The organism is Actinomyces bovis (assembly GCF_900444995.1).
Lineage (GTDB): Bacteria > Actinomycetota > Actinomycetes > Actinomycetales > Actinomycetaceae > Actinomyces > Actinomyces bovis.
Genome location: NZ_UAPQ01000001.1, coordinates 52,622 through 78,001 on the forward strand (window position 1 = coordinate 52,622; position 25,380 = coordinate 78,001).

Here is a 25,380-nt window from a genome sequence, read left to right on the forward strand (position 1 = left end):
CGGTTCTAGGGCGGAACGGCCCCCAACTGGGGGCTGAGCTAGGGCGCAAGTGTCTCCCCTGCTGCTACCGTCCGCGAAATCGCGGCCAGCCAGGCTTCAGTTTCTGCTGCTGAGCAAGCAACATCCTGAGGCAGGTCAAGGCGCAGCAGACTGGAACGCGCTGGCAGATCGAGCACCAAACTGGTCCAGGAGGCAGCCACCACTTGGGGGAAACGCGCAATAGCTGCGCCGCGAACTGCCGCCCGGGTTCCCGGTGGGGGCTGATCTGCAGCCTGTTCAATCTGCGCATCCGTGGTTAGGCGACGCGTGCGTCCGGCAGCGTTCAAGCGTTCCGCCACCCCCCTGCCGGGACGCAGGTCTGCCCACTGCAAGTCCAGCGCGGCCACCCGTGGATCTTCCCAACCGCTTGCGGACCGGGCCAGCAAGCCCTCGCACAGCTGGAGCTTGGCGACCCACTCGACCAAAGGTGCAGCCATAGCCAGGGCGTGAGCGCGGGCGGCAGGGGCGGCCTCGCTTGCCTGCGCGGCGGCGAAGCAGTCCAAAACCTCCAGCACCTCCGCCCAGAGTTTCAGTGCCCGGGCAGTCTCCTCCCCCACTTGGGTGGCTTCCAGCCCGCCGTAGTCTTCTCGCAAGGCCGCCCTAATGGCTTCTAAGTACAGGCCCTGGAGCTCCAAGGCGGTCAGTGGCCCACGGTTCGTCTGATAGGTGAAGGCCAGCGTCGTATCGTGACTCATAGCCCAGTGTTGCTCAACGACGTCGCCCTGAACTTGGAGATCCTGCAACACCGCAAGTCCCAAACCACGCTTGTGAGCCCGCTCCAGATACCACAGCAGCAGGTTCGCAGTGGCGACCTTCAGGTATCCAGGCACCTCCAACATATTCGCGTCACCGTTGATGACATGGAGCCGACGCCAGCGCTTGGACTCCGCATGGGGCTCGTCGCGGGTGTTGACTAGGGGACGGTTGAAGGTGGTTTGCAGGCCCACCTCGCAGCCCACGTAGTCGGCTCGCTGGCTAATCTGAAAACCGGGCCGCTCTGAGCGCGGGCCTAGGCCTACCCGTCCGGCGCCCACGAGCACTGGGCGGGTGGCCAGGAAGGGAATCAGCGCCGCAGTCAGGGTTTCAAAGGGCAGCTCGCGGCGCACCAGGTAGTTCTCATGGCTGCCGTAGGCGGCGCCTTTGCCATCGACGTTGTTCTTATACAGCACGGTCTCCACGCCGCCTGACTGCCCGGCTAGCGCCGCCATGGCCCGGCGGCCGATCACCTCCCCGGCCCGATCCCAAATAAGGGCGTCAATGGGCCTGAGCACTTCAGGACTCGAGTACTCCGGGTGAGCGTGGTCCACGTACAGGCGGGCCCCATTGGTGAGCACAGCAGTGGTGGCGCGCGCCAGGGCGGCCTCGGCGGCGCTGGGGCGTGGGCGCGCTCCCCAAGGGCCGGCTGGCAGATCTGCCAACCCTGATCCGGGCGACGGCGTCGCCAGGTCAGCTGTCTGACCCCGGGCGGCAGGAGCCGAAGCGATTTCTGCAGAGGCGTCACCGGAGGGTGCCAGGATGGTGGGATCGTCTGTGAGCAGGCTGGGGTGGGCTGCGGCGCGTTCCAAATGCCCGCCGCGCTGGTCTGCTAGGGGGTCTTCTGCCTCGTAGTCCCAACGAACGGCAGGTGCCGGCGCGCCGTCAATGTTTTGCAGCCCTGGTCGACTGATGGTGGCGTATGCGTCCACCTGGCGGCTCGCCAGAGCTACAGGGTTGGCGTGAAAGTTGCCAGGTTCCAGCACCCCCAGTTCGGTTTCCAGTCCGACTGGTCGGCAGGCGGGATCCTTGAGCCAGGTCACTGAATTAGTAGCTTCCTGTGGGCGCATCACTGTTCCTGGTGTCCCAGGCGCCGCACGGAGCGGATTGCTTCACCACTGCCGCCAATTAGCCGAGCCCATCCCTCTGCGGTGGTCGCGCCAGTAATCTCCTCGTTCTGGCGCGCCTCTGCCTGCAGTGCCTCAAGTAAGCGAGTGGTGGACAGGCCACCGGCGCCGCCTGTGAGTTCATCCTTGATGGCAGCGGTTTTAGCGCGCGCAACAATCCCTGCAAGCATGGCACCTGAGGCCAGGTCTGCTAGGTGCAGGCAACGAGTGGCACCACTGGCGTAGGTGACCTCCAGAACGGCTGTTCGGGGGCTGCGCTGGTAGAGAGCCTGAACGGTTGCCTGGCGCATGGCCGCGACGGCGGCTTCCCGGTCCCCACTGGCTGCCGCGAGTTCTACCGGGTCTAGAGGCAGCTCCCTGGTTAGATGCTTGGCGAGGATCTCTTCCGCACCGGCTTGGTCTGGTCGACCGATGCGGATCTTGACATCCAGGCGTCCGGGGCGCAGCAAGGCGGGGTCGATCATGTCCTCCCGGTTGGAGGCACCGATAATCACTACATTGCGTAGTGACTCGACGCCGTCGATCTCCGCGAGCACCTGGGGCACAATCATGGTCTCCACATCGGAGGAGATCCCGGTGCCGCGGGTCCGGAAGAGAGCCTCCATTTCATCAAAGAAGACGACCACCGGACGGTCTTCGCCAGCCACTTTGCGGGCCTGTTCAAAGATCGCCCGGATTTGTCTTTCCGTCTCACCCACGAACTTGCTCAGCAGTTCCGGACCTTTGATGTTGAGGAAAGCGGCCCCGCGTGCGGAACCACCAGACCGTGCCAAAGAGGTGGCTACAGCCTTGGCAATCAGCGTCTTTCCGCAGCCGGGCGGGCCGTAAAGGAGCACGCCTTTAGGGGCGCGCAGCCCATAGGCCCGGTAGCGGTCGGGGTGAGTGAAGGGCAGTTCTAAAGCATCACGGATCTGGCTGATCTGGGCCCCCAGTCCCCCGATATCCTCCCAGGAGACATCTGGGGTCTCTGCCACCACCAGTTGCTCCACGCTGGTGCGCTCCACTTTGGCGAGGGCCACCTCTGTGCGCAGGTCTGCGGCCAGAGTGTCTCCGGGGCGGAGTGTCGCGGGGTCCAGATTGGCGGCCAGGCTAAGGATCCGGGTGGCACCTGCACCTGTAGTTACCAAAGCGCGAGGACCGGCTGCGCCGTCCGCAATGACTTCATCTAGCGCCACTGCCTCACCCGTGTCTGGGGCGGGATGCACACTGACCACCAGCAGCTGGTCGTTGACGCCCACACGCGCACCCACCTGCAAGCTGGCAGCAGCTAGGGCGGAGTGCACCGTCAGGCGCATGGCGCGGCCGGAGAGGTTGACCTCCACCTCCAAGGCACGGGTCTGCCCGCTCGCCTCCTGGCTGCGCAGGGCTGGTGGGGCGGTGATAGTGCCGAAGGTCAGGGGCGGCAGAGTGACGGCGTCAAGCTGAGCGCCGAGTTCCTTAATGCGGGTGCGGGCGGCGGTGAGAGCCGCAGTCAGGCGCTCGTTCTTCTCTGTGAGGCTGACGGCCTGGGCGCGGGCCTCACGCAACTGGTGGCTGGTGAAGGATGGTGTCGGCGGAGCCAGGGGCCTATCTGAGGCGCTCGCGACTAGACCGGAGGGGTCATCGTCCGGCTGCTTGGACTCAGTCATGTGCACCAGTGTGGTCACTGAGGACCGGTGTGGCATCTTCCGGTTGCTTGGCGAGACTGTCCCGCAGGACCCGGCGGACCTTCTTGTCTGTGCTGGTGCGTTCTTTGACGTCTTCTGGCAGCCAGTAGCCGCCTTCGTCGTAGGCACCTCGAGCCGGTGGCCGTTTGCGGCTCAGGGGCTGTGAGCCTTGGGCTAGGCGGCGGGCGGTTAGCAGGAAGCCGGTGTGGGCAACCATGCGGTGATCTGGGCGTACAGAGAGGCCGTCCACATTCCAGGTGCGGACCATCGACTCCCAGGCCTCCGGTTCGGTGAACAGACCACAGTGACGCAGTTGCTCCACCGTGCGGGAGAGTTGGGTAGTGGTGGCCACGTAGGCCAGGAAGACACCGCCCGGAGCCAGGGCGCGAGCGCTCTGCGCCACGCAGTCCCAGGGCGCCAGCATGTCCAAGACGATGCGGTCCACACTGGCATCGAGCACGTGTTTGCCGACGACGTCGTTGAAATCTCCGGCGCGCAGTTCCCATGCGGGGTGGTGGCGTCCGAACCAACAGTCGACATTGCTTGCAGCAATCTGGGCAAAGTCGTGGCGCCGCTCAATGGAGAGCAGGTGGCCGCTCTCCCCGATGGCGGACAGCAGGTTCATGGTCAGGGCGCCCGAACCGACGCCCGCCTCAATTACGCGGGCACCCGGGTAAATATCACCCATGGCGATGACTTGGCCGGAGTCTTTGGCATAGACGACCTGGGCGCCGCGTGGCATGGACAGGACGTAGTCGGCCAGCAGGGGCCGCAGGATGAGGAGTTCGTGGCCGGTGTCAGTGGTGATGACCGTGCCCTCCTCCTTGCCGACGACGTCACGGTGGTAAAAGGAGCCGCGTACCGACTGGAAATAGCCACGGGGATCGAGCTGGAAAGTGTTCTTAGCACCTTTGACATCAGTGACTTGGATGCGTTCGCCGTAGCGCAGGGGCCCACGTCTTCCGGCCTGCCCTAGGACTTCCTGGGTGAGGTGTCGGGGCGGGAGCTTTGGCGGGGTTTGGCCCGAGTTGGTGGACTGCCCTTCGGCTTCAGACGGCGCAGCGGGCTCGGTGTAGCCGGTGGTGTCTATGACGGTGTCCTGGTCCGGGTCGTGGAAGGACGGGGTGTGTTCGTGCTCGCTCATTGCAGGCGATTCTAGTTAGCTGGTGCCAGTGCTTCCGGTGCGGTTGCCGTGGGGACGCCAGCCGCTGTGGATGCCGCCAGCATTTGGGAGCCAGTCACAAATCGCAGTCCTTGTTCCTTGAGTTTGGCCAGGGACTCCCCCATTGCCCGCAGCAGTGGTTCTGAGGGCTGGGTGCGCCCGTCGTGGCACAGGATTACTGCCCCCGGCCCCGCCTTCTGGGCCACGGCGGCAGCAGCGCTTGGGGAAGGACTGTTGAGCCCCCAGAGCAAAACGTCTAAGTCCCGCTCTGCAGCGACCATCAGGGCCGGGGCGTCTAGGCGCCCGTAGGGTGGGCGCCATAGGCGCGGGCTGGGGGCGCCAGCCGCGGTAATCGCCTTGATGGTGCGGTCAATGGAACCTCGCAGCTCGTCCACCCCCACGGAGTAAACATCCGTATGCACCCAGTTGTGTATGCCTACCTCGTGACCCGCAGCAACCTCGCGGGCCACGAGCTCCGGGTGGGCTTGCACGGCTTCGCCTAGCACGAAGAAGGTCGCAGGGATGTTCAGCTGCGCCAATATGTCCAGCACTAGTGGAGTCCAGCGCGGGTCTGGGCCGTCGTCGTAGGTGATGCAGGCGAGCTGCTGCTCGGGTGGGCCCTGAAAGAGGACCTGCACGCCGAACAGGCCTGCTGTAGTTGGTTTAGGTGCGACTCGGTCGGTGGGATCGAGGTGGGTGTCCGCATAGTGCGCAGCGGCTGCTCCCCCAGCACTGCCAGCAACCACACCGGCCGTGACCAGGGAGGCATTGCGTAGGCCTGCGCGCAACAGTTGGCGGCGTCCGGTCGCTGTGGCTTGTGTGGAGGCTGACGGTTGAGTGTTGGTCCCGTCCTGGTCGGCGGAGCTGGCGGAAGGCGTGGGCAGGAGATTGTGCTCAGACATTGGCGGCGCTTGTTTCTAACCGGAGTTCAGCGGGCACCGGTGGGTACGGCTCCAAGCACCTGACCCCGGTCGAGCAGGATGAGCCAGCGGCTCACGGTGCGTGCGCGTTTGAGGGCTTCCCCTCCGGCGACGCCGTCGAGGTCGGTGGAGACGGCGGCGGCTGGCAGCACTTGGCAGACCTGCCCAGCGGTAGCGGTTTCCCCTGGGGTAGGCCGGGACAGTCCAGCTTCCACTAGGCCGACGGCGTCGATAATGCCAAGCAGCTCGGTGCCATCAACCACCAGGACGGCGGAAGTTCCATGCGCAAGCTCAGCGCGGACAGTGGCCAGAGCAGTGTCTGCGGTGACGGGTTTGACGGGGCGGGAGAGTTTGCGCAGATCCAGGCGAGCCGCGGCGCGGTTGCCCTGCCCCAGCTGCAACACCTTCCAGCTGGTGGAGGCGATGGTCCAAGCCACCATCAGCACGAGCATGAGGTTGAAGGCTGAGGGCTGGACCCGGTAGACCACCAGTGGGCGGATGATCCAGTACCAGGCCATGCCAGCCACGATGAGCAGGCCACCCCAGGCGGCGATGCGTTGGCCGGTCTCACGGCGTCCAGTGATCTGGTGCACCAGTGAGGCTACGGCTTGCCCGCCGTCTAGCGGCAGGCCAGGCAAGATGTTAAACACTGCCAAAGCTAGATTCACCCAGCTAATCGCCCAAAGGGTCACGGCCATAGGAAGCGGCAGGATGGGCTGGTGGGATAGCCAAGAGGTGAGCATCCACAGGGCCGCATTGGTGAAGGGGCCGATGACTGAGGTCAACACATCTTTCCAGGGGGCCCAGTTACTTGCCGGTCCGAAGGAAGTGCGGCCACCTAGCAGCATGAGCTCATAGCGGATGGGCTTGCGCCCCAAAATGGTGCCGGTCATTCCGTGCGCTAGCTCGTGCAAGAAGACGGATAGGAGCACTCCTAGCGCCGCTGCGCCCACCACCGCCAGCACCGTGATCTGTGACCGAAAAAGGTTGCTAACGGCGGGGTACCAGGAGCCTGCGATCAACAAGCCTAGGAGCAGTGAGGTGGGGTCGATGATGACGGGTGCACCGCCGATCCGCAGCAGGGTCCAGGGCTGAGAGCCAGCGGGCCGGGTAGGAGAGGTCATGGGCAGAGCCTAACGGTGCTCGCTAAGGCCGTGTGCACGGGTGCGTGTCAGTGGCAGGCGGTAGCGTCAAGGTATGACTGAGCAGAGCAATCCACGGCCTACCGGACCTCAGGCCCGCCCGGGCGCTGGACCGCGGCGCACGGCCTTATCTCCCTCCCGCGCCAAGGACTTCATGCAGTGCCCACTCATGTTCCGGCTCCGCACAGTGGACCGGCTGCCGGAACCCGGCTCCCTGGCCACCCACAAGGGAACCCTGGTGCATGCCGTGCTTGAGCGGCTTTTTGACCTCCCGGCCCGCGAACGCACACGTGAGGCAGCGCTGGAGCTGTTACCCGGGCAGTGGCAAGCGCATCAGGAACGCTCCCCCGAGGTGCTCAGCCTGTTTGCATCACCGGAGCAGATCGGCCCCTGGTTGGAGGAGGCCCGTGATCTGGTGGAGGCCTATTTCCACCTGGAGAACCCCACGCGGTTGCAACCAGCCGAGCGTGAGGTCATGGTGGAGGCAGCAACCAAGGGTGGTCTGCTGCTGCGAGGCTTTGTGGATCGGCTTGATGTGGCGCCCACTGGGGCTATGCGCGTGGTGGATTACAAAACCGGCAAATCCCCACATCCTCGCTTTCAGGAGGAAGCGCTGTTTCAGATGCGGTTTTACGCCCTGGTGCTGGAGTATCAGCGGGGGCAAGCACCGGCGCGCACCCAGCTGCTTTTCCTTAAGGATGGGCGCACCCTTACCCATGATCCACGTCCCGCCGAGTTGGCAGCCGTTGAGACTAAGTTGGAGCGGATCTGGGATGAGGTTGAGGACTGTGCCCGCTCGGGGCAGTTCACGCCTAAGCGTTCAAGGCTGTGTGACTGGTGTGCTTTCCAGGCGCACTGCCCAGTCTTTGGGGGTGAAGCACCCAGAGCTCCGGAGGCGGGTTTGCAGCGGCTACTGACTGCTCGGGCCTGAGGTAGTGATCTTTAGCGGCCACACTGTCATTTAGGGGCCGCGCGTCAAATTCAGCCCGCTGCGGTAGGGGGGTTTACCGTTGCCGCATGGAGCACAGGCGACTTGCTGGCACTGGTTTGCGCGTCTCAGCTTTGGGGCTGGGCACTATGACCTGGGGTCGGGACACTGATGAGGCGGAGGCGCAGGAGCAGTTGGAGTTGTTCCTTGACGCTGGCGGCACCCTGCTAGATACCTCCGCTTCCTTCGGTGACGGCCTGAGTGAGCATGTCATCGGCAAGCTCTTGCACGGCCAGGTTGACCGCCGTGAAGTCGTGCTGGTCTCTAAGGCTGGTCTGCGTAACTGGCGCACCGGTGAGCGCGGTTCAGTGGCTGACGCCTCTCGCGGCACGCTTCTGGATGTGCTGGATGAGTCCTTGGCACGATTGGGAACTGACCATCTGGACCTTTGGCTCGTACAGGTGCCTGACCCCACGACTCCTTTGGAGGAGACGGCCTCTGCCTTGCGCGCAGCGGTGGCCTCTGGCCGCACCAGGTATGTGGGCCTGTCTAACCATCCGGCCTGGTCGAGTGTGCGTATGGCGGATCTGCTACGCGAAGGAGCGCAGGGGCCGAGTTTGGCCGCGGTCGAGGTGGAGCATTCTCTGTTGTGCCGTGGGGTTGAGCGTGAGCTTATGCCTGCGGCTGAGGCGCTCGGATTTGGGGTTATTGGTTATGCCCCTTTGGGGCGAGGAGTGCTGACTGGTAAGTACCGTTCCACTACTCCACCTGATTCGCGGGCGGCTTCACCGCATCTGCAGGCCTATGTGGTGCCCTACTTGGGTGAGCGGCAACGGCGGGTGGTGGAGGCCGTCGCGACGGCGGCGGCAGGGTTGGACCGCAAGCCGATGGAGATCGCCCTGACCTGGGCGCGCGACGCAGTCGGTGTGGCTGGCACCGTAGTTGGCGCGCGTACTCCCGCGCAGCTGCAAGGGGCTTTGAACACTGAGGGCTTGGTGCTGCCGCCCCAGATCCGCCATGTACTTGATGAGGTCACGGCCCTCGACCTCGGTTATCCCGAACGGTACTGAGGCCCGCCACACTCCGCAGAGCAAACGCAGGGGGTTACGCCGCCTGCACTGCCTGGTCCGAAGGACCACTCTTTGAAGCTGCATGTCAGCACAATTTGCTGAAAGCCTCCCTCATTGTGCAAACGTTTGTATAGTTGTGTTCAGGCCACAGACGGCCTGCCGGCTGAACCGGCTCTCAACGACCACAACGAGGTGGCGCATGTCCTCTATCTCTTCCCTGTTCCGCATTGAAGCGAAGCCTGGCGGCAGCACTCCCCTAAGCCAGCAACGCAAGCGCTGGCTCTGGGAGTTCATCAAGGTCTACTCCGTGCTGATCGTCGGCTACGGCGGCTTCTACCTGCTTCGCACCAACTTCAAGTCCGCCCAGCCCTTCCTAAAAGAACAGATCGGCCTGTCCACTTCCGAGCTGGGCACCATTGGCTTTGCCTTCTCCCTAACCTACGGCTTCGGCGGCCTGCTGCTCGGATTCTTCATCGACGGTAAGAACACCAAGCGCGTCGTCTCGGCCCTGCTGATCGGCTCAGGCATCCTCTCCATCCTGATCGGCGCCGCACTGGCCGCCGTCAACAATCCCTACGGCATTCTTATCCTCCTGTGGTCCCTAAATGGACTGTTCCAAGCTCCCGGCGGACCCTGCTGCAACTCCACCATGAACCGTTGGACCCCTCGAGCCTTGCGTGGCCGCTTTATCGGCTGGTGGAATGCCTCCCACAACCTCGGCGCCATGGCCGCAGGCGCTCTGGCTCTCTGGGGCGCAAACACGCTCTTCCACGGCAACGTCATTGGCATGTTTATTGTGCCGGCCATCGTGGCCATACCCATCGGCATCTGGGGCTTCTTCTATGGCAAGGACGACCCCTGCGAGCTTGGATGGGAGCGGCCTGAGACTATCTTCGAAGAGCCAGTTGCCAAGGCCGACGTCGTCACTGAGCAGGTTTCCAAGGGCCGCATCCTGTACGAATACGTCCTCAAGAATCCCGCCGTATGGTTACTGTGCATCGCCAACGTGGCCGCCTACTGCGTGCGCATCGGCATCGACAACTGGAACGTCCTCTACACCCACGAAGTCTTGGGCTTCTCCGACTACACCGCAGTGAACACCACCATCGCCTTAGAAATGGGAGGTTTGGCAGGATCACTAGCCTGGGGCTTCGTCTCCGACAAGCTCGGTGGGCGCCGCGCCATCACCGCAGCGATCGGCCTAGGCCTAGTGATTGTGCCGATTCTGATCTACTCGCAAGCCACTTCGGAGACCGTCGTCTATGCCGCGTTGTTCTTCATTGGCTTCCTGATCTTCGGACCGGTCACTCTAATTGGCATCTGCGTGATCGGTTTCGCCCCCAAGACCGCCACCGTAGTGGTCAACGCCGTCCCCAGAGCCTTCGGCTATGTATTTGGTGACTCCATGGCAAAGGTGCTTCTGGGCCGGATTGCTGACCCGAAGAAGCACGGCGTAACGGTCTTCGGGCACAACCTACACGGCTGGGGCTCAACCTTTACGGTGTTGATTGTTTCGGCCATAGTGGGCCTGGCCTGCCTGCTCATTGTGGCCCTACTGGAGGAACGTATGCTCCGGGCAGACCGCAAATTCGCCCAGGACAACCCGCAGGAGGTGGCCACCGCATGAGTGTGAAGATTGACGACACCTGTTTAGACCAATTGCTCCAGGTGGCCCTTGGTGTCGTCCAACGGGCCGCCGAGATAGCCCAGTCCGCGCAGTTGTGGGAAGGCCTAGACGTGCGCACTAAGTCAGGGCGCAATGATCTGGTAACCGCAATTGACCAGGCCGTGGAGGAGCACGTTGCCCAAGCTCTGAGCTCCCAAACTGGCCTACCTCTGCTAGGCGAGGAAGGGCACGCGGTTGATTCTTTCGCGGGGCTGGTCTGGGTGCTCGACCCAGTGGACGGCACTATGAATCTGGTGGAGACCCGCCGCGACTACGCGGTTTCGCTGGCACTTTGCCTGGATGGGGTGCCGGTCATTGGGGTGGTGCGTGACGTGGTCATTGGGCACACCTACAGCGCGGTGCGCGGCAAAGGTGCCTGCTGCGATGGGATACCGCTGCCGCCTGTCGGTGAGGGGCCTGCACGCACTGACTGCGTGATCATCACCGATCTCAAGGAGATTCAGGCGCTGCCGAGGCTGGCTCAGTGTCTAGTGGAGTCCCGGGGACACCGCCGTTACGGTTCAGCCGCACTGGAATGTGTGGAAGTGGCTTGCGGCAGAGCTGGAGCCTTTGTCCATATGTGGGTCTCCCCTTGGGATATTGCGGCAGCTGCCCTGATTTGTGCGGAGGCAGGGGTTCGTTTCACCCGTTTGGATGGCACACCTTTGGATGTGCGCTACCAGGGTTCTGTGCTGGTAGCCCCTCCTCGCACTCACCAGGAGCTGTTGCAGCGTCTCATGATTGATGCAGCCTGAGTGCACGCTGCGGGCTGGTCCCAGTCACTCCGCTAGGCGGGGAGGCTGGGGCCAGTTCCGGTGTAGTTCGACTGCCTGATCCCCACAATCTGGCGCAGCCGATTACTTGCGTGGCGCGGGCCCGGAGGAGCCTCTGACCACCAGCTTGGTGTTCACTTTGCATCGCTCAGGGGCAGCGGCTGCTTGCCTGGTAGGTCCCATCCATTTCCCTGCGAGTTCCACTGCCAGGCTGGCCAACTTGGCTGGCTGCCGGTTGATGGAGGTCAGGTCAAATGCCTTACTGATAGCGATCTGGGAGTCGTCACAGCCAGTAACCGAAATGTCTTGGCCAGGTCGCTGCCCTCCACGCAGGAGCGCAACATAAGCTCCCTGGGCGCACTGGTCGTTGTAACAGACTAAAGCGCTTGGCCCACTGTCCTGTTGGAGCTCTCCCCGCTCCAAGAGTCCTCTGGTGGCTTGATAGCCAGCGTCGGCACTCGCGCCGGCAGCGACCACACGGTAGCTCAGGCCAACCTGGGTAGAGGCCTCCTCGAAAGCCTTCCGGCGGGCGTCCGCTGAGGCTCCCGCTGGTCCATCTAGGAGCCTTACCTCTCGGTGCTGGTGTTCCCACAGGTGGGCCACCAGTTGCTGCATCCCTACCCTATTGTCAGAGGTGACCAGCGCAGCTGCGCCGGTGGGCGCATCTTGTCCCACCGCGATCAGCGGCATCCTGACAGACTCAGGACGCAACTCCGGCAGTTGGCTCGGGTCCACCACTACTACAGCCTGGCAGCGCAGTTGTTCCAGCGCCTGGATAGCCCTGCTGGCTGGGTTGTTCTGGCTGACTGACTGAACCACTAGGTTCAGGCCGATAGCTTCGGCGCGGGCGAGCATTTGGTCGTGAAGCTCGGAGTGCAACTCCTGTTCGAGTCTGCAAATCAGTCCTACATTGCGCGGACTAGACCGGCGCAGCAAGGAACCAGCCAGGTCAACTTGGTAGCCAATGCGATTGGCTTCCTCACGAATCCGATCGCGGGTCTGCGCCCCCACCCGGGGGCTGCCATTTAAGGCTCGCGATACGGTAGAGATGGAAGTGCCGGTGGCCTCGGCAACGTCCTGCAATGTGGGACGGCGCGCTATGGCGTCCGAGTTCACGAGGGCTGCTCAGTCTTTGTCGTCCTCGTCGTCAAATTCCTCGTACTCGCCATCGTCGTCGAAGTCGTCGTCGAAGTCTTCGCCGTCTTCTTCCACCGTGTCGAAAGGCAGCTCGATGCCGTAGGTAGTGAACAGGGCGTCGTCGTAGGTGAAAAAGGCATCCTGGAGGGCGCTCTCGGTGGCGACGACCGCCGGGGAAAGCTCGTCCCCTGTGGCAGCTGCGTCAAGGTGCGCCTCGAAGGCTGCGATGAGTCGGTTGAGCGCGGACCGCGGGTCGTTCGTCATGACACCAGCCTAACTGCTTAAAGCCGACCTGCGTCACAGATGTGGCTGCTGACAGTCGCGGCGGCCCCGAGCTAGCTGCCCGGGACCGCCGCGATTGGCTGCGCTTTGGGCTCTGGCTCAGTCCTTCAGCCCAAGGGTCTGGGAAATGAACGAGGAGAAGAGGTCCTCCCCTTTAATGCGCGAGGTTTCCTCCGGACCAACCACCACGCGCACCCCCTCGCGCATAACCTGCGAGGCACCACCATTGGGGCCCAGGGGTAGCACCACTAGCTCAGGCTGAGGGCTGTAGGTGGCGCTGGCAGGGCGTCCCTGGATGCTGTCGGTGATGTTCTGGGCGACCACGGCCGCGTGAGCGCGGGCAGCGTCGGCGCGCTTGGTCTCACGCACGTCGGTGATGTCACCGATAGCCCAGACACCGGGGTGGTCCACCACGCGCAGCTGCTGATCCACGCGGATGGTGCCGTCGAAGTGGCGGATCTCGTCGTAGTCAGCGCCCAGGTAGCCGGTGGCGGCGCTAGCCCCGTATGCGCGGAACCACATGTCGGCCTCTAGCTGCCGTCCCTTTTTGGTGGTGATCCGGAAAGGCGAGAGGATGCCGGGCTCCACCGGGGGCAGGGCGGTGAGCTTGTCACCGGTGATGATCTCCACGCCCCGCTCGACTAGCTGCGCGCGGATGGATTCACGCAACTCAGGCTTGTAATCGCCGTTGGGGAGGATCTCCTTGGCGGTTTCCAGAAGGGTTACCTTGAGCTTTGGGAAGGCGGAGGTGAGCTCACCAGCCAGTTCAATCCCGACGTCGCCAGCGCCAGCAATCAGCACCCGCTCAGCCTGCTCTAGGTTGGCGTGGGCGCGCTCAATGCGGGCTTTGGCGACCACTGCCAGCGATTCCATGTGCTTGGCGGGGAAGGGGTAGGCCGTGCCAGTGGCTAGAACTAGGTGGTCTGCCTCAATATCACCGTGGCCAGAGACGGACACAGTGGTGCCCTTGACGGCCAGCGCAGTGCCCTGAATGACGCGCCCATTGGCGAGAAGATTGTCGTAAGGCAGGAAGATCTTCTCGGCCCATTCGCGGTCGACGGCGGCGCGTAGCGAGGCGGCGTGGTTGACGAAGCTGTCCTTCTGCTCGATCAGGGTGACTTCTGCAACGGGGTCCAGGGCCTTGGCTGCCGCAATGCCGCCGTAGCCGCCACCGACGATGGTTACTCGTGTCATAGTGCTGTTCCTTCTTAGTTTGCTGCCAGTGGGAGGTTGATGCTTGTAGGTGCCTTGGAGCCCTTAGCTGCCAGCTAGGCCCCGGCGTTCCAGGAGTGGCTCCAGGCTTGGGGTTCGACCGGTGAGGGCCAGGTAGGAGTCGAGCGGGTCGCGGGAGTCGCCCCGGCTAAGGAGCTCGCGGCGCAGCCGATCCCCAGCTTGGCGATTGAGCCCCAAGTCGCCATTTTGGGCGCCTTGGCCGTCTGTGCGCAGCCACTGGGCGGCGTCAGCCACCATGATCTCACTCCAGATATATGCGTAGTAGGCGGCGGCGTAGCCACCGGCAAAGGCGTGCTGGAAGTAGGTGCTGCGGTAACGCGGGGGCACTAGGGCAGCGTCGATGCCTGCCTCCCGCAGTGCGGCCTGCTCAAAGGCTTCTACCTGCGTGGGGTCAGTGGGCAGTTGCTCTGGACGCTGAGTGTGCCAGGCTTGGTCCAATAGGGCTGCTCCCAGGTACTCGGTGGTGGCATAGGCTTGGCCGAAGCTGCCTTGGGCCCGCAGTTGCTCCGCGAGTTCGGCGGGCAGTGCCTCACCGGTGTCCACATGCCGAGCATAGGAGGCCAGCACAGTCGGGTGCAGAGCCCAGATCTCGTTGAGCTGGGACGGCAGTTCGACGACGTCTTGGGGCACATTGGTGCCTGAGGCACTAGGCCAGTGGCAGTTGGAGAGGATGCTGTGCAGTGCGTGGCCGAACTCGTGGAAGCAGGTGATGACCTCATCCCAGGTGAGCAAGGTGGGGCCTGCCGCAGGCTGGCTAATGTTCAGGCAGTTGATAATGACGGGACGCTGGCCGGTCAGCTGGGACTGCTCCACCAGGTTGTCCATCCAGGCGCCGCCGGACTTGCCTTCGCGAGCGTAGTAATCGCCTACGAACAGGGCGAGAACTGGTGCTTCCTGGCCAGGCGCAGCGGTGGCGGTGTCTCGCACTTCCCACACACGCATCCCGGGGGCGTACATATGCTCAGCCAGGTCTGGGCGTTCTTGGAAGGTAAGGCCGTAGAGCTTGTTAGCGGCGTAGAAGACGCCTCTTTCAACCACCTGCCATAGCTCTAGGTAGGGTGCCAGGGTCGCGTCGTCGACGCCGAAGCGCTCCTTGCGTTCGGCTTCCTCGTAGCGGCTCCAGTCAGCCGGGCCAAAGACTTCACCCGGTCGGGTGTGGGGATCGGCAGCCATGCGGGCGGCGTAGCGCTTAGCCTCGGCAGCGGCGTTGGCCATGGCCGGACCGCTGAGGCGTTGCAACATAGCGCTGATGGCTTCAGTGCTGCCAGCGGCACTGGCGGCAGCCACGGTGGCAGCGTGGTGAGGGAAGCCAAGCAACTGGGCCCGTTCTGCTCGCAGAGCCGCTTCCTCTAGCACAGCCGCACGCACATCGTGCTCTCCAGACAGGCCCCGTCCCAGGGACTTTTCCAGCAGCGTCTGACGGGCGCTATGCGAGGTGATAGTGGCCAGCTCAGGGGGCAGCGTGTAGTTGGCGACGCCGGCCTCATGCATGGCCTTGGCCATATGGGTGCCGACGCTGGTACTCAGTGCGCTTAGGCGAGCGTTGATCTCCCGCAGGCGTTGCGCCGCCTGGCCCTGCAAAGCGACGCCGTCGCGCTCGAAGGATTCCACGGCTAAGCGGATGAGCCGGGCCGTCGGCGGATCAATGAGGCGAGCGTCAGCATCGCGTGGCTCTATCCCCTGCACCTGAGCCTGCTCCACGGTCTGGTGCAGCAGCTTAAAGCGCCGGTACAGGCGAGGATCTAGGTCATAGGCGTCACTGTGTTGTGAGAGCTCCGGGGCTAGGCGCTCCTCAAGTTCATCTAGCTCTGGGCAGTCGGTGGCACTGGTCAGGGAGTAAAGCACCGTGAGAGCGCGGTCCAAGAGCTCACCGGAGCGTTCTAGCGGCTCCAGGGTGTTGGCGATGGTGGGGGCACTTGGGTCAGAGGCCACGGCCTCCCACTGGGCTCGTTGCTCAGCCATGCCAACGCGCACGGCCGGCTCAATGTGCTCGGGGCGCAGCGCGCGGAAGTCTGGCAGACCCAAATCCAATGGCCAGGGCCTAGAAAGCGGATTGTCAGGATGGAGGGTGGCATCCTTGCGCGTGGCGGTCGGGATGGTCATGGGCTCATCGTGCCATGGCCACTGCCAGTTACCGGAACATTTAGGCGAGCTCACTGGGCCTTTTGTCCTGGAGACTTTTCAAGTTGAGTTCAGGACCGGCTATTTCAGCCCCAATACGCCAGCGACGTCAGGCGGGAAGAAGCCGGGACCCTTGAGGACCTTCCCATCCTCCCGATAGACCGGCCTGCCATCCGCCCCCAGCTTGGACATATTGGAGCGTTGCACCTCCGCCAGCACGGCAGCCAGGTCAATGCCCGTTTCTAGGGCCATCCCGTAGATGACATAGACCAGGTCCGCCAGGGCGTCGGCAGCTTCAACTGTGTCGCGGGTGCCGTCGTCACTTGCTACGGCGCGTTGGTAGGCGGCTTCAACCTCTTCCCGGGCGGACTGGCCATAGACAGCTCCGGTGAGTTCGGCGAATTCCTCAGCGATCAGGCTCATGCGCATATGCAGGCTGCTGCGCTCCAGGCTGGGGCCATCGTCCTGTACGGGCAGTCCGTACACGGAGTGGAAACGGCGCACCAGGGCCTCCGGATCGTCCCCCTCGCGCTCCCCCACACCCTCATGCGGCACCAGTGGCGTGCGCTTGCTGGCTGCGTGAGAAGAGCCTGCCACTTGGCCACCGACTGTCACTGGCCCATCCCAGGGGGCAGCTGGCCTCCGCGGCTCTCCCGGCAGGAGCGTGGCCACCCAGCCGTCGTACAGGGTGCCGTTGTTGGGCAGATAGGAACGGACCCGGCCTTCGCGCCGGAAACCCAAGGACCAGGCCACGCGCCATGAGGGCCAGTTGGGCACGCCGTCGTGGATGTCGCAGCGCCAGCGCAGGACCTTGGCCTGCAGATGTCCCGCCGGGTCAAAGGCTGCCTCGATCAGGCCCTGGGCCGCTCGGGTGACGGTGCCATGCCCACGGGCCTCAGGGGCCTGCCAAAAGCCAATCTCCCAGGCGTCCTGACCATCAGAGGCTAAGCCCATCATGCCGACCAGCTCCTGGCTGCCGTCAGCCTGGACTTCACGCACCGCCCAGTTCAGGGCCTTGCCGTTCTCCCAGCCCGGGCTCACCACCTGTTCGATGAAAAAGACGCCGTCCTCACGGCTGTAAGGCGTAGGAACGATGGTCCATTCCTGGATCTCTGGGTCTTGGCAGATCTCGGTGATGCGGTCCACGTCATCCAAAGTGGGGGCGGATAGCAGCAGTTCAGGCAGCCGGTTCCCGTCCCGCTCCACGGTGGGCACTGTGATCTCAAAGGGGCGCATGCACTCACCCTAGTCTGCTGCTGGAGCCAGGTCGCCTCTCTGCTCTCTATGTCCACCAGGTCGCAGGATTGGCCAGGCCAGAGCCAGCACGGCGCCACCGAGCAGGCCATACACAAGTGCTACCCAGGTGCCATGGCTATCTGCAAACCAGCCTACGACCGGTGGAGAGAGCAGCATGATGACACGTGCGAGCCAAGAGACCACCGTAAGTCCCAGCCCAACCGGCAGGCCGGGCACGTCGTCGGCAGCGGCATAAGTCAAGGGCACAGCAACTGCACAACCTGCGCCCGTGAGCACTAGGCCCGTGAGCGTGCCTGGAATATTGCCCATGGTCAGCGCCAAGGTCATTCCAGTCACCACCAGTAGCCCGCCCCCGGCCATCACCCGTCGAGCCCCCAGGCGGTCCACCACCGCATCTCCCAGTAGCCGCCCCAAAATCATGGTCGCCTGCAGGGCCACCAGACCCATGCCCTGGGTGGCGGCCGGGGCACCTTGTTCGCTTAAGAGCAGCGCGGACCAGTTGCTTGCCACGTCTTCTGGGAACATGGCGGCAGCACAGGCAAGCCCCAGCACTGCGATGATGAGCCCTGCCGCCGCACGCATCCGGGAAGTGCTGGGCTTGTGACCAGGTTTGTCAGTTGGCTTAGCTGCTGGAGATTCCGCTGTGCTTGCTCGCGGCCCTACTGGTGCTGTTCCCTCAGCTAGAAGCCCCTCTGCTAGCTCCTGAGTGTCTGGTCCAGGCAGCATCCACTGGTTGGCACCGGCGCAGACGAGCGCAAGTAACGCCAGCACCGCCAGCATGTGCAAGCCCAAAGGTACGCCCCAGCCAGCCAGCGCCTGCCCCATAACGGCCCCTAGCACCGCTCCCAGACTCCAAGCCGCGTGGAAGCTAGTGATGATGCTGGAGCCCCAGGCTCGCTCTACGCGCAGCCCGTGGGCATTTTGGGCCACGTCGACGACGGCGTCGATGCCTCCCACCCAGGCCAGACCGAGCGCCAAAACGATCCATGAGTCAGCTGTGCCCGCCAGCACCAAGCCCAGGCCACAAACCACCATGCCGAAGCTGGCTACCCGCGCTGAAGTGAACCTGGCGATCAACCAGGAAGCAGCCAAACCAGCCAGCAGCGCACCCACTGAGCCGAACATGACAGCCTGCCCGAAGGCTGCCTTGCCAATATCGAGGTGCTGCAGGAGTTCCGGGTAACGCGGCACCAGGTTTGAGAAACCCACACCGTTGCAGAAGAAGGTCAGGTAGACGGCCAGGCGTGCGCGCCAAAGTGCCGCCGAGCGTGAAGCACTGTTGCTACCTGCCATGCGCCCTCCTTGACGGCGGCCGAGCGGATGTCCCTGAGGCCGGTGGGACTCAGAAAACAACAAGCCCCTGGAATCCTTAAGACCCCAGGGGTTTTGCGGTGTCCGAGGGGGGACTTGAACCCCCACGCCCGTTTAATAAGGCACTAGCACCTCAAGCTAGCGCGTCTACCTATTCCGCCACTCGGACTTGTTGCGCCGACCGGGAGGACAAGCCGCCTGGCGACGGGGAAGAACTTAGCACGGGCGCTGTGGCAGCACGCAATCTGGGGCTGCGTGCCCCTGGTCACAAGGCCTCGGTGTAAATCCTGGCAGCCATGGACCAGCTCTGCCCCGGTTCAATGACTGGCGCGTCCTGGCGGGCCGCTGCGGTCTCCACGCACAGGAAGCGCGGGAACTCGTCGTCGGCTAGGTCAGCCATGCCCTTGGAGAAGGTGGACCAGGGGTTCCACACCACCGTCGTCGGAGAGTTAAGGCCTTCCACCACAATGCGCCGATAATTACCTGGATCGGTGACCCGCACGGTCTCTCCGGAGCGGTACACGCGGTCCACCGGGCCACTTACCCGCAGCGGCCCGTCCTGTACTTGCCCGCTGACACCGTCCTCCGTGTACTCAGCCCCCTCCACGCCGGTGACCACGCAGGCGGTCACGTCGTGAACAGCCAGATAGGAATGCAGTGCGGCTTCCACTAGGCGCGGCTGGGTGCCGGTGTTGCGCAGGGACAGGCTCATGCTGAGCTGCGCGCCGATGCCCACCTCGTACATGGCGGAGATGGAGTCGTGTTCCAGGGTCAGCAGCGCGCGTACACCGCCATCTGGCGTGCTCTGTACGGTGCGCAGGTCCCAGGTCAAGGTGCGAGCCCAACCGTGTTTGGGACGGGCGCTACCGTCAGGGCCAACGCCAAACCAGGGCAGACACAGCGGAACACCGCCCCGAATACCGGTTTCCCCGTCAAAGACAGCCTTGCGCGACAGGAATAGGACCGGCTTGCCTCCGCGAGGCACCCAGGAAGTCAAGTGCGCGCCAAAGAGGTACAGCTCTGCGCTGCCAGCGGATGCATCCACCAGTAGGCGCGGCTCGCCGCCCTGTCCCGGCCCTAACGCTGCCGTGCGAGGCAAGACGGCACGGGAGGAGTTGGCGTGGCTGGGCGACGCGGCGGAACCGTTAGATGTGGTCATGGAGCACACGCTAGTAGGCTTGGCCTGTCAGAGTCGCGTGAGTGAGGAGGACGCATGAGGCTGCCCAACCTGGGTCTTGTCCTGCGCCGCCCCCGTCCGGTGGCACCGCTAAGCGATCCGGCCCAGCCCCTGGCGTTGTCGCCCGCCCCCACGGTTGTCTTGCTGGACCTGGATGGGACGCTCACTGACTCTGCCCCGGTGATCCTGCAAGCTTTGCGCCTCACCCACGAGGAACTGGGTATGGAGGTTCCCAGCGACGAGGAACTCATGCGCTTTGTGGGGCCGCCTTTGTCTGAGGGATTCCGCCTCAACGCTGGTTTGGAAGGCGAGCGCAATGCACAGGCGGTGAGCACCTACCGGCAGCACTACCGGCAGATCATGCACACGGCCAAACTCTATCCGGGGATACGCAACCTGCTGGAAGCTTTGGAGGCTGCAGCGGTGCCGGTCTCCCTGGCCACTTCCAAGAACGAGTCCTTGGCACGCCACATCATTGAAGCCTACGGTCTAGCACCTTGTTTCACGGTGATCGCTGGAGCTGGCGAAGGAGACAAAGGCGGCGCTAAGTCAGAGGTGGTGCGTTCTGCGCTTGACCGTCTGGCTGCTGCGGGGGCCGATATCAGCCACCCGGTCCATGTGGGTGACCTCTCGCATGATGTTGAGGGCGCTCGGAAAGAAGGCGTGGACTGCGTGGGGGTCCTCTGGGGCTATGGGAGTGCGGAGTCGCTACAGGGCGCTGTGGCACTTGCGAAGACCCCTGCTGAGTTGGCTGTGCTCCTGGGGGTTGGGCCTGCTGCCCGGGCTGAGCCCGGCAATCGGCAGGGCACCTTAGAGCGCGTCAGTTCAGGTATCTCCGGACTTGGCTCAAGTCTCTTAACTGGGCTGGCCGAGGTGGAGCGCGTGCGGCGGGAAAACCGGAGGGTTAGCGCGCGGCGCTACCTAGCAGGCCAACAAACCGGCGCCAACCAGGACACAGAAGACGCTGTGCCTTTCCCGCTGCAGGAGGCGGCAGCGCCCTCACCCGAACGGGTGTTGGACACACTGCCCACCTGGCTGGTGCGCGGTGGTCTGGGCGCCTGGCTGACGATCGGCTTGGTAATTGCCGTCGGTATGGTCTTCTTTGCGACCTCTAAAATCGTGCCCGTATTTGTGGGCTTGTTTATCGCTCTAGTTTTAACTGCGATTCTGAACCCACTTACTTCGCTACTGTCACGATTTTTGCCGCGTTACCCGGCGGCGATCTTGTCTCTGCTGATTGCTTTAGGTGGAGTCTCTGGGCTGGTTTTCTACGTGGTGAACTCGGTGGTGAACCAGTGGAATGTACTGGCCCTTGAGCTCTCCAATGGCCTGGACACGATTATTGCCTTCCTGGAGCACGGCCCTTTGCCTTTTCATGTGTCTCAGCAGCAGCTAAGTCACCAGCTAGCGGCCTGGCTAGAGCAGGGGAAAAACTACCTGCGTTCCAATGCTCCATCCCTGGCTACGGAGGTACTCTCCAACGCCCGGACCGTGGTAGATGTTTTCGCAGTGCTGGCCCTGGCACTGTTCACGAGCATCTTCTTCTTGGCCTCCGGCTCACGCATGTGGCGCTGGTTCTTGGAGGAGTTGCCGGTGCACCTGCGAGGCAAGGTACATCGGGCTGCTGGGGCAGGCTGGTACACCTTCTCCGGTTATGCCCGTGGCACTGTCCTGGTGGCTTTGACTGATGCGATTATGGCTGGCATCTTCTTGCAGTTTGTGGGGGTGCCGCTGGCTGCGCCTTTGGCGGTGCTGGTGTTTATTGGCGCCTTCATTCCGATTGTTGGTGCACCTGCCGCTATGATTATTGCGATGCTGGTGGCCCTCGCCTCTGGTGGCTTAGTTAAGGCTATTGTGGTGGGCCTAGGGGTAGCGATTATCGGTCAGATTGAAGGGCATATCCTCCAGCCCCTCATCATGGGGCGTCAGGTTTCGCTACACCCGGTGGTGGTGATCATTGCGGTGGCGGTGGGCACTTATGCTGCTGGGCTGCTGGGAGCGATTGTGGCGGTGCCTTTGATCAGTGTGTTGTGGTCCGTGTACGCCGAGCTGCGAGTCAAGGAAGCGCCGATTAGTGGTGCCCTGCCGGCTTTCCGCTCGTCGAAGGGCAGCACCCTGGAACAGCTCTGAGCCGGCTTGGCTTTACTGAGGCAATAACTAATTCAGCACCAGTCGCGACTACGGGTTGAGGCGACGCCGGGGAGGGCTTCTAAACGGTCTGCGCGGATGGCGGTGACGCCGTCGCCTGACTCTACGATGCCGCGCACTACCAGGGCGCTGGCCCGCCGTCCCACCGCACGGAAGCGCCGCCACACGCCGGGGCTGCAGATGATATTGAGCAACCCGGACTCGTCCTCCAGGTTCAGAAAGACCGTTCCGACGGCGGTGTGAGGCCGCTGCCGGTGTGTGACGATCCCTGCGACCTCCACCCGCGTGCCATGCACGATGTGGATGACCTCGGCGGCCCGCAGCACTCCCTGTTCATCAAGCGCTGCTCGCAGGAAAGTCATGGGGTGGGCGCCGGTGGTGGTGCCGGTGAGCACTAGGTCTGTGACGCTCCGCTCCCTGGCAGGCATTGGCGGCAGCTTAGGGGATTTAGCACCGACGGCCGTACCTGGCAGCGGAGGCTGTATCCACGGGAGCGACGCCGTCGACTCCGGGGCGCTAAGCAGTTTCCTACCAAGGGGTTGGCGGCTAGTTACCGCCTGCATACCTCCATGTTCTAGGGCGAGTGGCCCTGCCGCCCACAGGGCTTCACGACGTTCCAAGCCGAGGGAATCTAGGGCGCCACAGGCTGCCAAGATCTCCAGGCGGGAGCGGCTCAGCGCCACACGCCGGGCTAAATCAGCCACATCTCGGTAAGGCCCGTGAGCTTGCCGTTCAGCGACAATCTTCTCCGCGGTCTTGGCCCCTATGCCCTTAATGGGGGCCAGCCCTAGGCGCACCGCCAGCTCCGGGTGAGTGTCTAAACAGCTGAGGGCTTCTGGCGCTGGTGTTCCTGCGGAGCCATGTCCTGCCGCTGCCCGACTCTTAACCGCTTCCCCTTCAGCTTGGAGGTATGCAGCGCCGTGGATTTGCTCCACACTGGCCTGTGCCGCGGAGGCGTTGACACAGGCAGGCAGCACCCGCACCCCGTGGCGGCGCGCGTCAGCGACTAGCGTCTGGGGCGACCAGAAGCCCATGGGTTGAGCGGCCAACACCCCAGCGTAAAAGTCCTCAGGTTTACGGACTTTCAGCCAGGCGGAGGCATAGACCAGGTAGGCGAAGGAAAAGGCGTGAGATTCTGGGAAGCCAAAGTCTGCAAAGGCCCGCAGTTTGGAGAAAATAGTTTCTGCGGTGGCAGCCTCGATTCCTCGGCGCATCATGCCTTCAACCAGGCGGGTGTGCAGCGCCTCCATCCGCTCAGTGGAACGCTTGGCTCCCATAGCCTGTCGCAGGGAGTCGGCCTCGGCTGGACTAAATCCAGCAGTATCCACAGCGATCTGCATGAGCTGTTCCTGGAAGAGCGGCACCCCCAAAGTCTTGGCTAGGGCGGGGCGCAGACTCTCATGCAGGTAGGTGACCGGCTCACGTCCCAGGCGACGGCGAATATATGGGTTGACGGCTTTGCCTTGGATGGGGCCGGGGCGGATGAGGGCAACCTCCACCACGATGTCGTAAAAGCAGGCGGGGCGCAGACGCGGCAAAGTAGCCATCTGGGCGCGGGACTCCACCTGAAATACGCCCACCGTGTCTGCCGCTTGCAGCAACCTATAGACGGCGGGATCATCCTCCGGCAGGGTGTGCAGGCCCCAGGGACGGCCAGTTTGGGCTGGGCGCAGCACTCCCCCAGGAGCCAACTCTGGCACTGTCTCCCCACGCTGCGACAAGCTGGTGAAGGCCAGCCGCAAGGCGGTGAGCATGCCTAGGCCCAGCAGGTCGAACTTAACCAAACCGGCCTGCGCACAGTCATCCTTATCCCATTGCAGGACGCTGCGGCCCTCTATAGCAGCCCAGCGCACGGGGCATACCCCAGTGATGGGCCGGTCTGCCAGCACCATGCCGCCGGGGTGGACCCCTAGGTGGCGGGGTAGGCGCAGCAGCCGCTTGGCCACTGCCAGGACCTGTGCAGGCACAGGCGAGTCATCTGCCTCATTGTGTTCACTATCGTCCCAGCGATGTTCAATGCTTTTAGCCCAGTGGTCCTGAATGCCCGGTGGGTATCCCAAGGCGCGGGCGGCGTCGCGTAGAGCGGAGCGGGGCCGGTAGGAGATCACATTGGCTACCTGGGCGGCCTGCTCCCGCCCGTAGTGTGAGTAGACATGTTGGATGACTTCCTCACGGCGGCAGGCCTCAATATCTAGGTCAATGTCCGGGTAGCCCTTGCGTCCAGGCGACAGGAAGCGTTCAAAGAGCATCTGGTGGCGCACTGCATCCACGGCGGTGATCCCCAGGGCGTAGCAGACGGCGGAATTGGCAGCGCTGCCCCGCCCCTGGCACAGGATCCCGGCGGACTCACAGAAGTCCACGATAGAGCGCACTATCAGGAAGTAGCCGGGGAATCCAAGTGCCTCAATGACTGCCAATTCGTGATCCAGTACTTCCCAGGCATGGGGGTCCTGGGAGCGGGCGCCGTAGCGCTCCAAGGCGCCTCGGCGGGTCAGTTCACGCAGCCAGGTGGCGGGGGTGTGGCCGTCTGGCACCTGTGGCTTAGGTAGCTCCGGGGTGACCAGGGAGAGGTCAAAGGCCAGGGCGCGGCCGTACTCAGCGGCGGCGTCGACGGCGTAGGGAGCGCGCCGGTGCAAGTAGGCCATGTCTTGGGGGCTGCGCAGCCAGCGACCTACTGCCCCTAGGTAGGCGCGGGCCCCCTCAAGGTCAGTGCCAAGCCGGTTGGCGGTGAGCACGTCGGCAAGGCGAGAGTCTGCGGGTTTTGCGCACCGCACCGCGCCGGTGGCCAACAGGGGCAGCTTATAAGCGGCGGCTAGGCCGCTGAGAGCCTGTGTTAGGGCGGCGTCGGTGGGGCCTCCATCTAGGCTCAATTCCACCGCCAGGTCAGCAGCTCCAAATAGGTCAACCAGTTGCCCTAAACAACGGTCAGCAGCTGGCAGGTTCCAGATCTCTGGCCGGTTGGGGTCGCCCAGGGCGCGCCGTAGGGGGCCGCGGGATGTGCCGGTGAGCACCAGGCAGCGTCCCGTACCGCCAGCACCTTGGCTGCCGCTTCCCTGTGTGAGCGCTCCAGCCAGTGTTTCCAGTTTGTGTGCCGGTTCCTGCCGTTCTCCTGCCTGAAGATTGTGGGCGGAAATAGCGGCCACCAGGCGCCGGTAGGCCTGCGGGTCTCGCGCCAGAACTGGCAGGTGGGCGCCGTCGGCCAGGGTTAGTTCAGCGCCATGGACCGTGGGCACGCCCAGCTCTCGACCAGCCTGCGCATGTTTGACGATGCCAGGCATGCCGTCGTGATCAGTCAAAGCTAGGGCGTCCAGTGCCAGGTATGCGGCGGCTTGAACCAGCTCAGCTGGTTCATTAGCCCCATCTAGGAAGGAGTAGGCGGAGTGGGCGTGGAGTTCCGCGTAACGGTGGGTGCTCACGCCCGCCCCTGAAGCTGGCGCGGCGTGTTCTCTGCGCTCCCGCACCAGTGGCGCGTGGGGCCCCCGGCGCCT

General features: G+C 63.7%; 18 protein-coding genes and 1 tRNA gene. 5 read left to right on the forward strand and 14 right to left on the reverse strand.

Annotated elements, in window-relative coordinates:
• Nucleotides 1-38: 38 nt before the first annotated feature.
• From DR039_RS00250 to DR039_RS00270, 5 genes are read right to left on the reverse strand one after another with little or no spacing between them, the layout of a single operon-like run.
• Nucleotides 39-1,862: a proteasome accessory factor PafA2 family protein gene (locus DR039_RS00250; protein ID WP_111835417.1), complete on the reverse strand. Its 1,824-nt coding sequence runs from the start codon at nt 1,860-1,862 to the stop codon at nt 39-41.
• Nucleotides 1,862-3,547, reverse strand: a complete 1,686-nt coding sequence (arc, locus tag DR039_RS00255; protein WP_111835418.1) for a proteasome ATPase — start codon at nt 3,545-3,547, stop codon at nt 1,862-1,864. The genes DR039_RS00250 and arc overlap by 1 nt, the downstream gene beginning before the upstream one ends.
• Nucleotides 3,540-4,709: a tRNA (adenine-N1)-methyltransferase gene (locus tag DR039_RS00260; RefSeq protein WP_111835419.1), complete on the reverse strand. Its 1,170-nt coding sequence runs from the start codon at nt 4,707-4,709 to the stop codon at nt 3,540-3,542. Before DR039_RS00260 ends, arc begins: the two co-directional genes overlap by 8 nt.
• An 11-nt stretch (nt 4,710-4,720) precedes the next feature.
• The gene (locus tag DR039_RS00265) at nt 4,721-5,629 is read right to left on the reverse strand and encodes a polysaccharide deacetylase family protein (protein ID WP_111835420.1); all 909 of its coding nucleotides are present in this window, start codon (nt 5,627-5,629) and stop codon (nt 4,721-4,723) included.
• Between the two features lie 26 nt (nt 5,630-5,655).
• On the reverse strand, nt 5,656-6,771 hold the full coding sequence (locus tag DR039_RS00270) for a site-2 protease family protein (protein WP_111835421.1): 1,116 nt from the start codon (nt 6,769-6,771) through the stop codon (nt 5,656-5,658).
• 73 nt (nt 6,772-6,844) lie between these two features.
• On the opposite strand from DR039_RS00270, the gene DR039_RS00275 reads away from it, so the two are divergent.
• The 4 genes from DR039_RS00275 to DR039_RS00290 all read left to right on the forward strand — a co-directional run bounded on the left by DR039_RS00275 (nt 6,845) and on the right by DR039_RS00290 (nt 11,208).
• The gene (locus tag DR039_RS00275) at nt 6,845-7,720 is read left to right on the forward strand and encodes a RecB family exonuclease (RefSeq protein ID WP_111835422.1); all 876 of its coding nucleotides are present in this window, start codon (nt 6,845-6,847) and stop codon (nt 7,718-7,720) included.
• A gap of 86 nt (nt 7,721-7,806) precedes the next feature.
• The gene (locus DR039_RS00280; RefSeq protein ID WP_111835423.1) at nt 7,807-8,787 is read left to right on the forward strand and encodes an aldo/keto reductase; all 981 of its coding nucleotides are present in this window, start codon (nt 7,807-7,809) and stop codon (nt 8,785-8,787) included.
• A 199-nt stretch (nt 8,788-8,986) separates the two neighbouring features.
• A complete protein-coding gene (gene uhpT, locus DR039_RS00285; RefSeq protein ID WP_111835424.1) occupies nt 8,987-10,414 on the forward strand; it encodes a hexose-6-phosphate:phosphate antiporter in 1,428 nt (475 codons plus the stop codon).
• A complete protein-coding gene (locus DR039_RS00290; protein ID WP_111835425.1) occupies nt 10,411-11,208 on the forward strand; it encodes an inositol monophosphatase family protein in 798 nt (265 codons plus the stop codon). Before uhpT ends, DR039_RS00290 begins: the two co-directional genes overlap by 4 nt.
• Before the next feature lie 102 nt (nt 11,209-11,310).
• On the opposite strand, the gene DR039_RS00295 is transcribed toward DR039_RS00290, so the two are convergent.
• From DR039_RS00295 to DR039_RS00330, 8 genes are all read right to left on the reverse strand, one after another.
• Nucleotides 11,311-12,342, reverse strand: a complete 1,032-nt coding sequence (locus DR039_RS00295; protein ID WP_111835426.1) for a LacI family DNA-binding transcriptional regulator — start codon at nt 12,340-12,342, stop codon at nt 11,311-11,313.
• Nucleotides 12,343-12,351: 9 nt separating this feature from the next.
• Nucleotides 12,352-12,627 (reverse strand): DNA primase, encoded by a 276-nt coding sequence (locus DR039_RS00300; RefSeq protein ID WP_111835427.1) that lies wholly within the window; start codon nt 12,625-12,627, stop codon nt 12,352-12,354.
• A 117-nt stretch (nt 12,628-12,744) separates the two neighbouring features.
• A complete protein-coding gene (locus DR039_RS00305; RefSeq protein WP_111835428.1) occupies nt 12,745-13,839 on the reverse strand; it encodes an FAD-dependent oxidoreductase in 1,095 nt (364 codons plus the stop codon).
• 63 nt (nt 13,840-13,902) lie between these two features.
• Nucleotides 13,903-15,981 (reverse strand): M3 family metallopeptidase, encoded by a 2,079-nt coding sequence (locus DR039_RS00310; RefSeq protein ID WP_111835429.1) that lies wholly within the window; start codon nt 15,979-15,981, stop codon nt 13,903-13,905.
• Between the two features lie 99 nt (nt 15,982-16,080).
• A complete protein-coding gene (locus DR039_RS00315; RefSeq protein WP_111835430.1) occupies nt 16,081-17,235 on the reverse strand; it encodes a GNAT family N-acetyltransferase in 1,155 nt (384 codons plus the stop codon).
• 9 nt (nt 17,236-17,244) lie between these two features.
• Nucleotides 17,245-18,549, reverse strand: coding sequence for an MFS transporter (locus DR039_RS00320; RefSeq protein WP_111835431.1), 1,305 nt, complete (start codon nt 18,547-18,549; stop codon nt 17,245-17,247).
• Nucleotides 18,550-18,648: 99 nt separating this feature from the next.
• Nucleotides 18,649-18,736, reverse strand: a tRNA-Leu gene (locus DR039_RS00325).
• A gap of 96 nt (nt 18,737-18,832) precedes the next feature.
• Nucleotides 18,833-19,726: a D-hexose-6-phosphate mutarotase gene (locus tag DR039_RS00330; RefSeq protein ID WP_111835432.1), complete on the reverse strand. Its 894-nt coding sequence runs from the start codon at nt 19,724-19,726 to the stop codon at nt 18,833-18,835.
• Nucleotides 19,727-19,780: 54 nt separating this feature from the next.
• On the opposite strand from DR039_RS00330, the gene DR039_RS11705 reads away from it, so the two are divergent.
• Nucleotides 19,781-21,874: an AI-2E family transporter gene (locus tag DR039_RS11705; protein WP_111835433.1), complete on the forward strand. Its 2,094-nt coding sequence runs from the start codon at nt 19,781-19,783 to the stop codon at nt 21,872-21,874.
• A gap of 32 nt (nt 21,875-21,906) precedes the next feature.
• Here the strand turns inward: DR039_RS11705 and DR039_RS00340 are convergent, their stop codons facing one another.
• Nucleotides 21,907-25,308: an error-prone DNA polymerase gene (locus DR039_RS00340; protein ID WP_172458332.1), complete on the reverse strand. Its 3,402-nt coding sequence runs from the start codon at nt 25,306-25,308 to the stop codon at nt 21,907-21,909.
• Nucleotides 25,309-25,380: the final 72 nt, after the last annotated feature.

What these genes read in the sequence shown, in the direction of transcription:
- DR039_RS00250 (WP_111835417.1), bottom strand. Translation starts at nt 1,862, where the DNA reads ATGCGCCCACAGGAAGCTACTAATTCAGTGACCTGGCTCAAGGATCCC.
- arc (WP_111835418.1), bottom strand. Translation starts at nt 3,547, where the DNA reads ATGACTGAGTCCAAGCAGCCGGACGATGACCCCTCCGGTCTAGTCGCG.
- DR039_RS00260 (WP_111835419.1), bottom strand. Translation starts at nt 4,709, where the DNA reads ATGAGCGAGCACGAACACACCCCGTCCTTCCACGACCCGGACCAGGAC.
- DR039_RS00265 (WP_111835420.1), bottom strand. Translation starts at nt 5,629, where the DNA reads ATGTCTGAGCACAATCTCCTGCCCACGCCTTCCGCCAGCTCCGCCGAC.
- DR039_RS00270 (WP_111835421.1), bottom strand. Translation starts at nt 6,771, where the DNA reads ATGACCTCTCCTACCCGGCCCGCTGGCTCTCAGCCCTGGACCCTGCTG.
- DR039_RS00275 (WP_111835422.1), top strand. Translation starts at nt 6,845, where the DNA reads ATGACTGAGCAGAGCAATCCACGGCCTACCGGACCTCAGGCCCGCCCG.
- DR039_RS00280 (WP_111835423.1), top strand. Translation starts at nt 7,807, where the DNA reads ATGGAGCACAGGCGACTTGCTGGCACTGGTTTGCGCGTCTCAGCTTTG.
- uhpT (WP_111835424.1), top strand. Translation starts at nt 8,987, where the DNA reads ATGTCCTCTATCTCTTCCCTGTTCCGCATTGAAGCGAAGCCTGGCGGC.
- DR039_RS00290 (WP_111835425.1), top strand. Translation starts at nt 10,411, where the DNA reads ATGAGTGTGAAGATTGACGACACCTGTTTAGACCAATTGCTCCAGGTG.
- DR039_RS00300 (WP_111835427.1), bottom strand. Translation starts at nt 12,627, where the DNA reads ATGACGAACGACCCGCGGTCCGCGCTCAACCGACTCATCGCAGCCTTC.
- DR039_RS00305 (WP_111835428.1), bottom strand. Translation starts at nt 13,839, where the DNA reads ATGACACGAGTAACCATCGTCGGTGGCGGCTACGGCGGCATTGCGGCA.
- DR039_RS00310 (WP_111835429.1), bottom strand. Translation starts at nt 15,981, where the DNA reads ATGACCATCCCGACCGCCACGCGCAAGGATGCCACCCTCCATCCTGAC.
- DR039_RS00315 (WP_111835430.1), bottom strand. Translation starts at nt 17,235, where the DNA reads ATGCGCCCCTTTGAGATCACAGTGCCCACCGTGGAGCGGGACGGGAAC.
- DR039_RS00320 (WP_111835431.1), bottom strand. Translation starts at nt 18,549, where the DNA reads ATGGCAGGTAGCAACAGTGCTTCACGCTCGGCGGCACTTTGGCGCGCA.
- DR039_RS00330 (WP_111835432.1), bottom strand. Translation starts at nt 19,726, where the DNA reads ATGACCACATCTAACGGTTCCGCCGCGTCGCCCAGCCACGCCAACTCC.
- DR039_RS11705 (WP_111835433.1), top strand. Translation starts at nt 19,781, where the DNA reads ATGAGGCTGCCCAACCTGGGTCTTGTCCTGCGCCGCCCCCGTCCGGTG.